This window comes from Rheinheimera texasensis (assembly GCF_964031785.1).
Lineage (GTDB): Bacteria > Pseudomonadota > Gammaproteobacteria > Enterobacterales > Alteromonadaceae > Pararheinheimera > Pararheinheimera texasensis_A.
In genome coordinates, this window is the sequence record NZ_CAXIRE010000019.1 from 419,086 (window position 1) to 433,800 (window position 14,715).

General features: G+C 43.3%; 16 protein-coding genes. 6 read left to right on the top strand and 10 right to left on the bottom strand.

Translation table 11 applies throughout. From position 1 onward, the window contains the following. Positions 1–42: 42 nt before the first annotated feature. From ABNT34_RS10330 to ABNT34_RS10340, 3 genes are read right to left on the bottom strand one after another with little or no spacing between them, the layout of a single operon-like run. The gene (locus ABNT34_RS10330) at positions 43–2,295 is read right to left on the bottom strand and encodes a M14 family zinc carboxypeptidase (protein ID WP_348731301.1); all 2,253 of its coding nucleotides are present in this window, start codon (positions 2,293–2,295) and stop codon (positions 43–45) included. Between the two features lie 58 nt (positions 2,296–2,353). Next, the gene (locus ABNT34_RS10335; protein ID WP_348731303.1) at positions 2,354–2,950 is read right to left on the bottom strand and encodes a response regulator transcription factor; all 597 of its coding nucleotides are present in this window, start codon (positions 2,948–2,950) and stop codon (positions 2,354–2,356) included. An 11-nt stretch (positions 2,951–2,961) separates the two neighbouring features. Further along, the gene (locus tag ABNT34_RS10340; RefSeq protein WP_348731305.1) at positions 2,962–4,029 is read right to left on the bottom strand and encodes a histidine kinase; all 1,068 of its coding nucleotides are present in this window, start codon (positions 4,027–4,029) and stop codon (positions 2,962–2,964) included. 230 nt (positions 4,030–4,259) lie between these two features. Between ABNT34_RS10340 and ABNT34_RS10345 the strand changes: the two genes are divergently transcribed. The 4 genes from ABNT34_RS10345 (at position 4,260) to ABNT34_RS10360 (ending at position 8,483) form a co-directional block, all read left to right on the top strand. Next, positions 4,260–5,057, top strand: a complete 798-nt coding sequence (locus ABNT34_RS10345; protein WP_348731307.1) for an RHS repeat-associated core domain-containing protein — start codon at positions 4,260–4,262, stop codon at positions 5,055–5,057. Positions 5,058–5,062: 5 nt separating this feature from the next. Continuing rightward, complete coding sequence (locus ABNT34_RS10350; protein ID WP_348731309.1) at positions 5,063–5,404, top strand: hypothetical protein; 342 nt, start codon at positions 5,063–5,065, stop codon at positions 5,402–5,404. Between the two features lie 699 nt (positions 5,405–6,103). Then, the gene (locus ABNT34_RS10355) at positions 6,104–7,105 is read left to right on the top strand and encodes a reverse transcriptase family protein (protein ID WP_348731311.1); all 1,002 of its coding nucleotides are present in this window, start codon (positions 6,104–6,106) and stop codon (positions 7,103–7,105) included. 1 nt (position 7,106) lies between these two features. Then, entirely contained in the window at positions 7,107–8,483 is a 1,377-nt protein-coding gene (locus ABNT34_RS10360) for an AAA family ATPase (protein WP_348731313.1), read from the top strand. 195 nt (positions 8,484–8,678) lie between these two features. On the opposite strand, the gene ABNT34_RS10365 is transcribed toward ABNT34_RS10360, so the two are convergent. From ABNT34_RS10365 to ABNT34_RS10385, 5 genes are all read right to left on the bottom strand, one after another. Continuing rightward, complete coding sequence (locus tag ABNT34_RS10365; protein WP_348731315.1) at positions 8,679–9,626, bottom strand: caspase family protein; 948 nt, start codon at positions 9,624–9,626, stop codon at positions 8,679–8,681. 8 nt (positions 9,627–9,634) lie between these two features. Then, positions 9,635–10,045 (bottom strand): TIR domain-containing protein, encoded by a 411-nt coding sequence (locus tag ABNT34_RS10370; RefSeq protein WP_348731317.1) that lies wholly within the window; start codon positions 10,043–10,045, stop codon positions 9,635–9,637. 102 nt (positions 10,046–10,147) lie between these two features. Continuing rightward, positions 10,148–10,906: a hypothetical protein gene (locus ABNT34_RS10375; RefSeq protein ID WP_348731318.1), complete on the bottom strand. Its 759-nt coding sequence runs from the start codon at positions 10,904–10,906 to the stop codon at positions 10,148–10,150. Then, positions 10,906–11,151 (bottom strand): hypothetical protein, encoded by a 246-nt coding sequence (locus ABNT34_RS10380; RefSeq protein ID WP_348731320.1) that lies wholly within the window; start codon positions 11,149–11,151, stop codon positions 10,906–10,908. Before ABNT34_RS10380 ends, ABNT34_RS10375 begins: the two co-directional genes overlap by 1 nt. 10 nt (positions 11,152–11,161) lie before the next feature. Beyond that, on the bottom strand, positions 11,162–11,413 hold the full coding sequence (locus ABNT34_RS10385; RefSeq protein ID WP_348731322.1) for a hypothetical protein: 252 nt from the start codon (positions 11,411–11,413) through the stop codon (positions 11,162–11,164). A 526-nt stretch (positions 11,414–11,939) separates the two neighbouring features. On the opposite strand from ABNT34_RS10385, the gene ABNT34_RS10390 reads away from it, so the two are divergent. Then, positions 11,940–12,278, top strand: a complete 339-nt coding sequence (locus ABNT34_RS10390) for a hypothetical protein (protein ID WP_348731324.1) — start codon at positions 11,940–11,942, stop codon at positions 12,276–12,278. Between the two features lie 85 nt (positions 12,279–12,363). Here ABNT34_RS10390 and ABNT34_RS10395 read toward each other — a convergent pair whose 3' ends face one another. Both ABNT34_RS10395 and ABNT34_RS10400 read right to left on the bottom strand, forming a co-directional pair. Continuing rightward, a complete protein-coding gene (locus tag ABNT34_RS10395; RefSeq protein ID WP_348731326.1) occupies positions 12,364–12,678 on the bottom strand; it encodes a hypothetical protein in 315 nt (104 codons plus the stop codon). Between the two features lie 646 nt (positions 12,679–13,324). Next, positions 13,325–14,257 (bottom strand): hypothetical protein, encoded by a 933-nt coding sequence (locus ABNT34_RS10400; RefSeq protein ID WP_348731327.1) that lies wholly within the window; start codon positions 14,255–14,257, stop codon positions 13,325–13,327. 156 nt (positions 14,258–14,413) lie between these two features. Between ABNT34_RS10400 and ABNT34_RS10405 the strand changes: the two genes are divergently transcribed. Further along, positions 14,414–14,680, top strand: coding sequence for a hypothetical protein (locus ABNT34_RS10405; protein WP_348731329.1), 267 nt, complete (start codon positions 14,414–14,416; stop codon positions 14,678–14,680). The last annotated feature ends 35 nt before the right edge of the window (positions 14,681–14,715 follow it).

Sequence of the window (14,715 nt, forward strand, 5' to 3'; positions counted from 1 at the left end):
ACGAGAACAGGGCAGCCCCACACAGGCTGCCCTAACACTCTGTTAAATCAGCCGCCGCCGCAAAAAGCACAACAACAGCAAACTCACAAAACCAACACTGCCACCGGACGACGATGGCGCCGCAGGTTCGGCCGGCGTCACCGGCGCTGTGACGGTCACACTCAGTGTCTTCTGCACTTTTTGCCCGGCGCTGTCGCTGACTTCCGCCAGCGCCTGATAAGTGCCGGCCGCGGCAAAAGTCACGTTGACACTTTGGCCACTGAGCGTCTGATTATTTACTGTCCACTGCACAGTCCCCACTGCACCATTGGCGCTGCTGGCACTGGCAGTCAGGGTACAACTCAGGTTCTGGCAATTGCTGCTGAGCTGTAACTGCGGCTCAGCAAATACCTGCAGAGTTTTGCTACGCTGTTCGATTTGACCGGCCACAGTCACCTGCAAAGTGGGCTGATAAGTACCAGCCGCACTGTAGGTGTACACTGGGTCTTTCGCCGTGCTGGTCACCCCTGCAGCGAAGATCCAGCTGAATTCCACAGGCACACTGGCATCGATGAGTGTGGTATTGCGGAACTGGCAGCGCAGGAACTCACATTCGACGCTGAAATCCGGCAACGGCCGAGTGACCACCACCGCCGGCGCGGTGACCTCGATATAACGGGCATACACCGGGCCATTGTTGCCGGCACTGTCTTTGGCGCGCAGGTACAGCGTGTGACGGCCTTCACTGAGCCCGGAGACATCTAACGTGTGGCTGATCGTTTCATTGGCAGAATCAAACTTGCCGTCGGTGGCATTGATGCTGATACTGCTGCCGGCCAGATCCGGCCACTGGTCCAGCGTCAGTTCGACACTCTGGATAACCTGACTCGCCACGCCGCCGTTATATCCGCTGCTCTGACTGTCGCTGACCAGTGCTTTGAGCTGCAGGGGCAGGTTGCGCGGGATCTGGTTTGCTGTGGTATTGAGACTGAGCTGACTGACATCAGGCCCGGCCGGTAACAAATAAGGCGCTGTATTGACACGCAGCGCGTAATACAGCGCGCGCAGATTGTCGGGCAGCACATTGGCCTGATAATTGGCGCAAGACTCAAAAAACGCCGTACCAATTTCAAAAGTAATAGCGGCCACACCAAGCTCACCATAGCTGACGCCATCGCTGGTGCCGTCGGTCGGATATAAACCAATCGACTGGGTCGGTACATAGTTATTAAACCAGGCGAGCTTGTGCCCCAAAGCTTTTAATGCGGTGTCATTGGGCGCAGGGGTAGTGGTATCGCCCCAGGGCCACAACACCAGTTCACTGAAACTATGCACGTCGATATGGATACCGGCAGTATTGTCGGGTGCTGCGTCGGTACGGGCCGGTCCACGTTTATCCGGGTACAGACTGCGGGCATATTGCTCCAGCGCCTGCACTTCAGGCTCAGAACCGGCACTGACGCCGCGGTAGGTCAAATCACAGCTGTTGCCACTGCTGCCGTTCGGGATAGCGAACCAGCCAAAACTGAAATTGCGGTTCAGGTCCACGCCAAAGGTGCCGCTGTTACAGGCGCTGTCATTGATGTTCTTGCGCCAGGACACACCGGTTTCGGCGATTTTCCGCCCTTCCGGGTTGGTTTGCAGCACCAGATGCACTTCGTTTTGCTGCAGCATCCAGTCGACATCAGCATCTTTGCCGGCTTTACTCAGCAAGTCTTTGGCAAATTCCAGCGTCAGGCCGGCGGTGGCATATTCCCTGGCATGTATAGCGCTGTTGACCAGTAATTTCGCTCTGTTGACCGCGCCAGCGTTGCGGTTGGTGATTTTCAGCACATACAGATCATAACCAGTGCCGTTTTTAGTTTTCGCCCAGCCGCTGCCGATTTTGTGCCAGCTGGCGTAGCCGGGATAATCGCGTACCAACTGTTCAGCCTGGCTGTAGGTTTCTTCCACTGTTGGATAACAAGCGTAACCCGGAATGCTCTGGGCGTTCTCTGTCAGCGGTTGCGGCGCTATGGCCGCCTGCTGCTGTTGCCAGATATAAGCAGGGCTAATCGATTCGGCATAAGGTGCTAATCTGGCCTCCGCCGCGGCGTCCAGTTGCAGCACCAGGCTGCTGTCCTGCCAGCGGCCACCAAGCAGCGCGTCATGCAGGCTGATCGCCGCCATCCGGGCTTGTTCCGGGCTGGCAAAACGAACGATACGGGCGTTGTCGCTGCTCAGTTGTTGTAATTGCTGCAGCTGTGCGGCGGACTGATGTGGTGCGCCAGCCAGCGCGTTATTCAGCCAGACGGCTGCCAATGAAGAAATCAACATAGCTTACTCCCTGCGTTAAATTAACTTTAAGTTAACACGGAGCATGCCATTTGACTACTCAGAGCCAGCCTTTTTGCTGAGCGATACGGGCGGCTTCCACCCGGTTCACTGCGTTCAGTTTGGCCATCGCTTCGGACAAATAATTGCGCACTGTGCCTTCAGCAATAAACAGCAAACCGGCAATTTCGGCGGTAGATTTGCCTTCTCCGGCCAGCCGCAGCGCACGGCGTTCTTTGTCGCTGAGCGGGTCCTGTTCACCCAGGGCTAACAGCGCCAGTTCACTGTCGATCACGCGTTTACCGGCCAGCACTTTATCGATGGCCGCCAGTAAATCGTCGACCGGCGCGTCTTTGAGCAAAAACCCGCTGACGCCGCAATCCAAAGCGCGACGGACATAACCGCTGCGGCCAAAAGTGGTAATGACGATCACCTTGGTTTTACTCTGTTGTTGCTGCAGCCAGGCGGCCAGCTCTAGTCCGCTGCGGCCCGGCATTTCAATGTCGGTCAGTAACACGTCAAAGTGTTCAGCTTTGAGTAACTTCAGCGCACTGTCGCCGTCGGCCGCTTCCACCAGTTGGTGATTGCTGGACAGTTTTAACAACGAAGCCAGAGCCCCGCGCACCATGGCCTGATCTTCAGCCAGTAAAATTCGCATGTTCAGTTCCTTTAGCGGCTGTTGGCGTTTGGCAGCCAGATTTTTAACTGACAGCCGGCATCCAATTGATAATCCAGTTTGGCCTGCAGCGCGTGCAGCCGTTCAGTGACCCCGGTCAGACCGTTGCCAAAGCCGAAGTTTTTCACTTCACCGTTGTCGGCCACTTCCATCAAAACACCCTGATCCTGTTCACGAAAACTAATGCGGCAGCTGTCACCTTTGCTGTGGCGTAAAATGTTGGTGACCAGTTCGGTCAGCACCAGGATCAAGGCCGATTCTTCGCGCGCCGCCAGCTTCGGTACTTCACCTTCCAGTGTCACGGCAAAACCGTGTTCGCGCAGGCGCTGCGCCAGAGTGCTGACTTCGGCCAGCAGCCCTTTGTGCTTATAGCCTGAAACTGTCTGACGGACCTGCGACAACGAATCGCGCGCCACCTGGGCCAATTCAGTCAAATGCAAAGCAGCCTCTTCGCTGTTGCCGGCTTTCAGCAAGGCTTTGGCCAGATCCGCCTTGAGCACAATGCTCGATAAGCTGTGACCCATAATGTCGTGTAAATCCCGCGCAATACGCTCGCGCTCAACCATTTGTGCCAACTGGGCAATTTCTTCCTGACTGCGTTGTTGCTGGCGTAACCGAATTTGCCGCTGCCGCTCTAACAGACCAAAACTTGCAACCGCCACCAGCAATAAACCACCGTAAAGCAGGAAATACGGCCCCTTAAAACCCAGCCAGCTATTCAGTGCCACCATAATCAACAGCACAGCACTCACGGCAGCAACGGCCTGACGTAACGGCCAGGCGAAGCCGAGGAAAAAACCGATATAGGCAAATAACGAAATACTGCCGGGATTAAGCGGCGTCACACCAACCGCCAGCACCAGCATACACAACACCGGCCACTGCATGCGCGCCGTCGGCACCCGGTAGGCCCAGAAATAACACCAGACAAAAGCCACTAACACCATCACCGCCACGGCGATTTGCCACAGCGCCAGCGGCAGATAAAACAGCGGCAACAGATAAAACACCAGATTCACCAGATAAACCCAGCTCCACTTGCCGTCTAACTGCACTGTCATTATTGCCTCCGCGCTGAATCTGGAATTGCGCTACAGGTCACAGCTTAACCGAGCCCGGACGCCGGGAATAGCCTGTGTTGTCAGCAAAGCAGGATGACATTTGTCATATAAAAAGTGCCCTAACCTGTAACTGTGCACAACAACGGAAAACATCGGATGATGTCTGATATCTCTATGATGGTCTTGGTCGGAGAACCAAAAAGTTTGTTAGCAACGACCAGATATACAATATGTATAACCTGCAAGGACTGTTGGTTCATATTAGTAGTCCAGAAGGCGCAACCCATTATATTTACCTTGGTAAACAATTGATTGCCAAAATCTCACCAAATGCGGAGTATAAAGATAAGTCGGGATATACGGGTCACATGGAAGATAAAGATATCGGCTTAACTTATATGCAGGCACGATACTATGATCCAGTGATCGGGCGGTTCTACTCAAATGATCCGGCTGGATTTAAAGCTTCTAATCCGATGATGTTTAATCGGTATGCCTACGCAAATAATAATCCATATAAGTACACAGATCCTGATGGTAGGACGGCTATACCATTCCCATTGACCCCTATGGACACTGGGAGTGGCCCGACTGGAATGCAAACCTTAACTCCTGCGCAACAGGCGGCAGGCGTAAGTACATTGGTTGACGTGATGCCTGTCGTTGGTGATATTAAAGCTGCTGCTGAGGCCGTTAGTAATCCCACAATGGCTAATATAGCAGCAGCAGCTGTCGGAGTTATTCCTGTCGTCGGAGACGCGGCAGCTGCTGGTATAAAAGCGTCAGTAACCATTGGCAACAATGCAAACCAAGTCTCACATGCTTTTAGGCATACTGATAAAGCAGGGCTGGTGAGGGAAAATGTGGCTGAAGCAGTCACCGGAGCAGTCAATGAAGCAGGTGACAAATTAACCCCCGGCTTAAATAAAATGTCCGCTGACGTCGGTGGCGTCAAGGTTGATTTCAACGCCTACAAACATGAAGATGGATCAATCAACATAGGCCGGATAACGCCTCCTAAAGAGTAAATAAAATGATTAGATCATTAACTGAATGCGAGCGAACAATCACGACATCGCTCTTAATCGTCGCAGGGTTGAAGGCTGAAAATTTCCATAGCCAAGCTGAAATTCTTGTTAAAGTTCTGGACGACGGAGGCATGGGGAGTTTGGAGTTCGCGTCACAGAACGATGACAGAACTTTTGGAAAAGCAGCCTCCCAGTGTTCATTTTTTGATGATGATGGTATTGAAGTGATAATCACTTTGAATCTGGACCAACGTGGTGAACCGTATGAGCTTGACGTTTGGAAAACGGATCATTCGCAGTTAATTAATCTCGAAAATGCGTTGAATTCAAAATGTGAAGTTGTCTGATTGTCGGAATTACCACGTTGTCTGCCATTACCGTTCGAGCACAGCGATTGGGGCAAATTACCTTAGGGTGCTCGAATCAAACCTAGAACACCTGCAACCGCAAGTGTTCTAGGTTGTTTTTGTTACCAACACCAGAGCCCAACCACGACAATAACGCCCTGATCCATGGGCCACGCAGTGCTCGTTGTTGACATCAATTATTAACGTCACACCTGAGTTTCTAGTTGACAATTAAGGTACGACATAACTAATTCTCTCTGAGTTTGTAACATTTGTAGATAAAGCCCCTCGGGATGAAGCGAACATCAACGAGCTTGCAGCGCCTTAACCGGTCAACTTGTCACGCCTTTATTTGTGTGAATTGAAGTATTGGGCTTGAATTTTTGACCGATCTCCTGTAAGTTTTAAGCATACCGTGCGACTAGGAGCATCTCCAGTCATTATGCAAGGTCCCTACAGGCTATGAGCCATGTTACCCTTACGTCAAATGTATACCGTGAAAACGGACATTTGACGTAAGAATGTAACCAATCCGTTCTACTTTGAAGTTAATACCGTTTGTCACATCTAGCAATTTTTTGCTGTACATTAAAATTATTAAATGGTTTGAATGCTTGCCAAGTGCTTTAAAGCTAATTGGTAAAATGCTATTTTGTCGTTTAATGTTTTATCGGTACTGGTGCGTGAGGATATTACGAGTTGAAAAATGACGGGGTTAAACGCAGCTTGGAAGAAATCTTCATTTCGACTTTTCATGAAAAAATGTCGTTCGCAGAATTTTTAAAGCTGGATGTTAAAAGTGAGTTTCACAAAATAGTGAAATCCAAGCGAACTATCTATGCCCCCTCCCCGAAACTTAAACAAATTCACCGCTTTATAAACAAAACTATTCTAGAGTTTGCTGATTACAACTTAGATGTTGTTTATTCATACCGAAAAGGTGTAAGTATTCGAGATGCGGTTGAGAAGCACGCTAAAAATGATTTTTTCTTTCAAACTGATCTTTCAAATTTTTATGGCAACATTCACTCAGATAATGTTAAGTCATGCTTGAGTAAACAACTATCAAATGTTCTTATTTCAGATATTGATTGCTATGTAGGCAGAATAGAAGAGTTAACTGTTATTGATAACCATATCCCAGCAGGTTTTTCAACCTCACCATTACTTAGTAATATATGTCTTTTTGATTTCGATAATGCTCTTTTAAAGAATTGTGAAGAAAATAATCTAACCTATACTAGATACTCTGATGACATTATAATATCAGGGAGCGATGTTGACTTTGCTCATGATATTGAAAACACTATAAATAATCATCTGGCTACTTATGTAAATAACGACATAAAATTAAATAAGTTAAAAACAAAATTTAATAAAAAAGGGCATGACTTTAAAATATTAGGGTTTAATATATTACCGAACGGCATAGTTACGATACCGAGTACAGATAAAAAGGAAGTAGAATCACTGCTCTATTTTTATCTTACTAATAGGGATAAATTTGAAAATTATTTCCAAGTGTTAGCTAACAATAAGAATCTAGATTTAAATGAAAAATCGTTGCAGGAATATGCTACCGGTACGCTATCAGGGAAGCTGATCGCTTTTAACGCCATGGATAAGAGTTACATATCAAAATTGCGTAGAAAGTATGGGAATACAGTAATTGATATGTTCATTCGAAAGTCGGTGAAGTAGTTTGAAAATTACAATTACCGTGCAAAATGTTCAGCACATAAAAAAGCAATATGTTTTTTTTGATTTGTCGGAAAACAAGTTAATTTGCATTGCAGGAAAAAATGGTGTTGGTAAGACCACGTTGATACGTGCAATTCGTAATTTCGCAGTAAACAATACTTTTCAAGAAACAGCTGCACCTTATATCTTTAATGAAGATAGCTCCATCAGTTACTCTATTGACGAAATTCATGAAATTAATTTCACCTACAATAGATTTATTAAAAGCATTGATAGCAAGCAGGATATTCCTGAAGATTTAAAGTCTAAAATAAAGGTGGAATTGCCAATACCTCATGGTGAAAGATTTAATCATTTTAGTCGTTTATCAGGTATAGATGAAGAGCTTAGAGCGAAAATAGCGATTGGAGACTACGAAGCCTCAATTGAGTTGGCATCTTTTCTAGAAAAAATTTACGGCGATAACCGTTTTTCTGGGTTAAAACAGGCTGAAATCAAAAAGACAATTTATTATTTTATTCTGAAAGATCAGGATGATAGATTTTACATTAGGGAAGATTATTTTAGCTCTGGCGAATATTTTGTTATTAATCTGTTCAAGCAGATACAGCAAGGAAAAAAATTAATTGTAATTGATGAGATAGATATTTCTCTTGATGCAAGCGCTCAAGTCAATCTGGTCAAAGCTCTGAGAGAGTACTGCCATAGATATGAAACAAATATATTATTCACAACTCATTCTTTAGCGTTGATGAAGACACTTGAAGACAATGAGCTCTATTACATGGAGAAAAATATCGGAGAGGATCTAATATCAATTTCACCAAGATCTTATAACTTCATCAAAAGCATAATGTATGGTTTTGTTGATTTTGATAAGTATATAATTACAGAGGATTTATGTCTTGCTAACTACTTAGAATTTTTAATTAAATTATCTGGGGCTGAAATGTTCTATCAGTATCATATAATATACATAGGTGGGGCAACTCAAGTTATCGATCTAATGAAAAGAAATTCTACAGAAAATTTCCTTTCGGAACAAAAAAATGTACTTGCTGTTCTGGATGGAGATCAAGAAGGGAAAGATTATCTAAATGGACTTGATAACGTGATTTTTTTACCGTTTCAAAATATTGAAATAAAATTGTATCGTCAATATATCGCTGGAAATTTAGTGGTCTCTGGTATCGAGCAAATTACCAATAAAAAGGAGGGTGATAGGGCTAAGAACTTTTATAAACAGATAACGAAGAAACATTTCAAGACAGGCCCAATAATGTCAGAGCCTGATACTTTTAGGTATATCGAAACGCTAAAACCTGAAGCCGTACAATCATTTAAGAAATTTTTGGTTGATTTTTTAAATCCTCATTAAAGCAATCTTATGAATTATTGTGTTCTTTCGGACGACCCTGTGATCGTTTTTCATGAGTATTTGCCTAGCTGGCTTCATCATCACCGATATTGTATCCAATTCAAGCACCCAACTGCTAAAGCATCCATCTGTATATAGACCGGAGTAGAGAGATATGTGGGATACCTGCCCGTCAACATGCGTTGATTATGCAATTTACAGCCGTTTTTCATTAACGAGACGCCAATATTGATACCCTAAGGCAGTTAGCCTACAAGACGTAGAGTTAATTGCTGCAAAATACATAAACTCTGCATTTACTGGTACTACCAAGCCGACACTTTGATATTTTTGTAAATCTTTAAAAATTTTTACATTTATTGGGTTTGCACTGGGATCTGTATCTTCATACGAAGGATCTAATTTATGTTCAGAGTCCGCCGTTGGAAAGTACTGTTTAATTTTACGCAATGTTTCAAATGGTACTTTAGGATGAATCACTCGCAATGGCGAAAAGCTTGTAACATTTGTCTTAAAAATTGGACGCTGGTCCCATGCCCCAAGGGCTTCGTCAACATAGGCGTAAAGCGATCCCGGTGTTATATTGCCTCGAATATCTGCTGCGCCACCTTTTAAAGCATCGATAAGAAGTGATGTAAATATGCCAGCACCATTTGCCTCTAATGCATACTCGATGTCTCTACTTGCTGTTAATACCGACATTCCTTCTGCTAATTGTGCAGTTCCATTACCAGAAATACTTGGCGAGCCCATTGCACCAGAGTGGCAACAATCGAAAATTATGACCTTGTTCCTAGCTTTTGAGTTGTTTGCTAAAGCTAATATCTCATCCATAGAGACGCCTTCATCATACTTTCTTGCGTCAGTAGTAACTAGGTATCCTCCCGTGCTTTTGATATAGCCATGCCCGGAAAAATAGAGCAAAACCATATCGCAATCACCTGCAAATAACTGCTCAATTGCTTCACGTAACATCGGCCTAGTTATGTTCGTGCTAGGGCATGTGATCTTGCGCACACCAAAGTTGGGAGATCCATCACCATTCGATTCTAATACCGTAGCTAAGGCGCTAGCGTCATTTACACAACCGCCCAAAGGGGATGATGGGTAGTCGTTTATCCCCACAATGAGTGCCTTTTTCATGAGAGTACCTATTTATTTTTTCCTTCGGTCATCATTTGATCTATAGCTGCTGCAATATTGTCCCAATCCCATGTAATGGTTCGATTACGCTGCAAACCACTTGGGAGGTTGCTAGTTGTATTTGCCCCGCCAATATAAACTCCAAAAATAGGGACGTCTTGTTCCTTCGCCATAGCAATTTCTTTTGAAACCCCAGTAGCACTTGCCATAGTTTTTCCGCACAGGACAATGAGCATATTACATTTGCCAATCTTACTTTTTATTAAAGCTTCCCATTGGGATTGCGGTAGAGATGCCTTTGATGACCAGTCTTGAATGGAGAATGGTGTTTTTGAATGTTTAGATTGACCTACGAATAGGTTTTTTTCTGTAAGATTATGGTCAAAGTCGAAACTAATGAATGCTCTAGGATCGGCCATTTATTTATTCCTTATGTTAATACGATTTAGTTTATAGTACACAGCACCGAACACACGGTAGAATAAAATTCTTAAAGATTGATTGTCAGGACACGCACATTGTTAACCGCCTACCAAAGCTGGAGGATTTAACAGCCAAACAATGACAAACACAGCAATTGCACCAGTCGCTTTTATGGAGAATTTTTGAAATCTTGACTCCACATTAAGTAGGCCGGGAATAATAGCTGCGATTGCAGCAAGAGAAATAGCAAACACGCCTCTGAAAATAAAAAACTGCGTAGCAGTTGGGTTTGGAATCAATATAGCTGAAACGAGCACTATAAATGCAAACAATAGGCCAACAGCTAAACCTAGTAATAATTGCCATTTAGGTGTGTCATTCAAATCATTTGCTCCTGCGTATTCGAATCCTGCTGTTGGAAGACTATTTGTTTTGAAAAGCGATTCTAATTGCTGCCACTGTTTTTTTGGAAGATACTCTTTTGTCATTCTTTGCATGTTCGCATAGGCCCCAACATTGGGACTCTCTAAAGCACCTTTAAGAGTGTCAGAATGACTTCGAAGAAAGTTCACATGAACTACAAAGGCTCCTAAGTAACTATGGCAGGACTCAGCAAAACCCGTAACCCATTTCCCATTTGCATGAGCACCTAATAACCCACTGTTGCCAACAAAGTTTTCAATGAAGTTAAAATACTGCGCACCTAATTTCTGGCATAAAAGTAAATCTTGTAGAGAAGGATTTTCTCCATTCATATGAATTTTAAGAACAACAGGGTTGAGATGTGCCATGTAAGCTTGCTTCAACTTTTCAATTTCTGCCTCAGCTAGGAGAACCGCTTGCTCATTAGTCATCATTAATCAGTCGTTTTCGTTGCTAAAAGAAGCAAAGTTGTCAGATCGGTATTATCGACGCCACCTAAGATCATGTATTCGTATGGACCAACCACCGCAGAGACTATTTTCTCAATATCTAATTTCGAAGCTTTACCTTTGAGCCCCTTAATCTGTAATGCAATCTCTCTAAGATCGCTTTCAGTGGGAGACCAATCAGTAATTAACAGAGCAGCTTCAAGTTCCTTCTTAAGGCCTTTCATACTCATGTCAAACGTCCTATTTTTTTGTTGCTAGTTGCATCAGGGTGATAAGGTCAGAAGTATCAGCACCTTTGTAAATGTAACGTCCGGCATCAGGGCAGTATTTTTTAACTATATCTGCCCAGTCTTTGTCGGTAGGAGTAATTCCTTTTGCTACTAAAGCCTGTATCTCCTGCTTTATTCTGTCCAACTGGTAAGTCGTAGGTTCGCTTGGGGCAGTGCCAAACTTGATTTTTATTCTGTGTGCTAATTCTTGATCATTATTCATATGAATACCTTATGTAGCTGCTGAACTGCGCAACTGAGATGTCAATTGCGCGATATAGATACCTTAACTTGGACTGTCTTTTATCGAAATTGTTAGTTTAAGCTATCTGCTTTTGCGTCAAGATTCAACAAGATATAAACATTAGTAGTGGTTCAAGGAACTCGAAAGTCGGTTCTATGCTCGTAAGTTGCGGAAATAAACTTATTGCTTACTCTTAAGTTGTTTTCATGCTGCTTATAACTCAAATACTTAACATGGTATTCTTGCACGCAGTCGCGATTTCTTGAGTTTTAGGTTGTTGCAACTGCTGGTCAGATCGATTCACAACAAGTGGTAAAACGAATTTTTAATGAGGTGGTCAATTGAAAGTCGATAACTAGTTGCCAGTGTTGATCTGAATAGCTGCCACAAACTTCAGTGATGTTTTACACATATCGTCAAATGTGCTGCCAACAAGAACAGACCACTCATCAATTGGAGTACTTTGCAGTGGGGTGCTAACCTGATCCCGTTAGGAGGCTTCATTATGAATATTCTGTTTTTGTGTACCGCAAATCTTAATCGCAGCAAAACAGCGGAGCTGCATTTTGCAGCAAAAGATCCGGTGAATGTGTATAAATCGGCAGGCCTTTCCCAAAAAGAGTGCCGTCGTCATGGGACTACTTTATGCACTGAAGATCTTCTGGAATGGGCAGATCTTATTTGCGTAATGGAGTTGCTGCATATAAGCAGAATTGAGCAATACACAGGTCGGCGCTTCTTAAATAAAATCATAAACTTAGATATTCCCGACATTTACAGCTTTGGTGATGCCGCGCTGATCGAACAACTTGAGTTGAGTTACAACGCGAAACATCATGGCTAAAGAATTCTTCGTGTTGCCGATATCGCTCTGGTAGATTTCAGACAGTTAGCTGTCAATATTCATAGCAAATGCAAACTCAATTATATCAACCATTTGGCGGGCTTGACTTGAAAATTGCAGCCGCAGGCTTGAGTTGAGTTTTACACATACCCGCGAATTTGCTGCCAATCAGGCCGGAGCGTTGTTGTTTTTTTCGCAGCTTTTTGAGCTGGCGTGGATTAAGTTTTTCCTGTCTGCGAAGTCGCGCTTGGTAGCATTTCTGTCCTCGTTGTTTGCTTCTGGTGATCGATTCGAAAGTCGCATTACTTACTTCGATGAGGGCTGGAAGCATTTTTGTGGCAGACTGTTTTAACAGTTCAGAAATTTTGATTTTATTACGTCTGATCAGTTTTCTTTTCATACTTATGAGTGTGCAAATGTCAACGATGACTATGTTGAAAGACTAGTCTATTTTCTGTGAAGTGTTTAGTGGAATAATATTAAGATTTGTTGGAGCCTTAAAGACGCTTAATGGAATCCCTGCTATTTTCTATAGTGTATTTTTGGTGTTTTCAATATAACTGCTTGAGTATATTTTCAATGAAATTCATTTTCTGCGAGGTGATTTATTGTACACTTTGCAATAATCCACCTTGGTGGGCTTTGAGGGCTAATTATTTAGCTATTTTACTGCTGTCTAGGTAATTCAGTTTGAAAAATTATGATGCCACTCATCGCTATGCTACCGGTAATCGTATTCCTGAGGGTATTTTATCAGGCATACGTTAGGTGAGTAGATTGTGTGTAATTATTTTTATAGATAATATTTGTCCGTTGATATTGATGCATGTTTCATAACCAAGCAATTTTAGTGTTAGCCTGATAAGTTTTTATGTTTCAGAATTTTGGTAATCATGTGCCATTTAAACGTCATTATGCAATTGCATATTCTTTCAGAATGACCGAGATAACTTCAGTGTCGTGACGCATCTACATTTACTAACGTGAAACACAATTCGCTTGATGGTGAAACGGAAATAATTTTTCTCATATTAATTCCTTGCCCACTATTTACTTTCGTAACTGGCAAAGTAACGGTGGCATGGCTGACTGTTAAGGTAATTGATAATTTTATCGCTAATAAATTTTTCTTTGTCGGCTTTGGGAAGTGAACTGGTTGAGTGAACAATACCTTTTACCACAGATAAATCGACTTCAAATTGTGTGACATTCAAGAGTTGGCTTGATTTTCTTTTATAAAGAGAGTTACATTCGAGTAGAAATGCCAAATAAATGAATATTTCAAATGCATTTAAGATTTTATACTTGTACGCCATCAAATATAGAAATAAGGCATACAAATATTTTTCGGCCTTTCTGCTTTGTTGAAAACCATCTCGGTATTCATATCCGATGTACAGTAATGTTAATGCATGCAGAGAATCAATTGACTTGTTTGCATATAATTTTTCAAGTTGACATGTGTATTGACGTTTAATGTTGCGACTGAATGCTTCAGCCGAAAGATTTCTATGAAAATTGTGCCGGATAAAAATTTGCTTTCTTAGCTCTATTGGTAGGCGATATGCGCTCAGACAAACGCTTATGCTTCTATTTAGCAACATCCAAAACTGATGACGTAAACCAAGCAAGTTAAGTAGGCCAATAGCGTCATCAACGGAGAAAATCGTTTTGCGATTACGAATTGGCTGCCCTTTCTCAAGCTTGTACCAATAATTGCTCGCTAGCTCGCTATTAAACCTTGTGGTGTCAATTTCATTTGGGGCGTTGTAGCAATGCCTTTCCTTTGACCCCAAGTAATTCGTTAGGTCTCGTACAGAATTAAAGCTATTTCTTTCCAGATAGTCACTAAAAGCCACCTGTGTAAAAGCTTTCCTCAAGTCATACCGCAACTGTTGATAGCTAGAAAATGCCAACCTGCTTGAGAATAAATGTCGATTATTTTCTACACAAATATTGAGTTCACTGACCATTTTCATTTGTTTGGCTCAACTGGGAACGAGCTAACCACTTGTTTGATATTTATTTTCTATTTCTTCGGAAGCTCAGGTTTGGTTTTTAAGAAAACAATGATTTGGGAGAATCCTAAGTCTAGCCTAAATGTTCCGTTCATAAGCAAAAGGAGGAGGACTTACTTGAGTGAAACTGAAAAGCAGGAACTGGCAAAAGCCCTAGAGGAAGATTTGTTGAAACTTCATGGCGCTCCAATTCTCACGCTGAAGCAATTACATCGAGTATTAAACTTTCGGTCGGTGGATGCGCTCAAGCAGGCAATATTAAGAGACGTGTTTCCTGTACACACATTTGAAATGCCACATCGTCGTGGGAAATTTGCATTAGTAAAAGACGTTGCGAAATTTTTAGCAGAGCAAGCATTTGAAGAGGAGAAAAACGATGATTAGCTAACTGAACAGACTAAACAATCGTTGTAATAAAC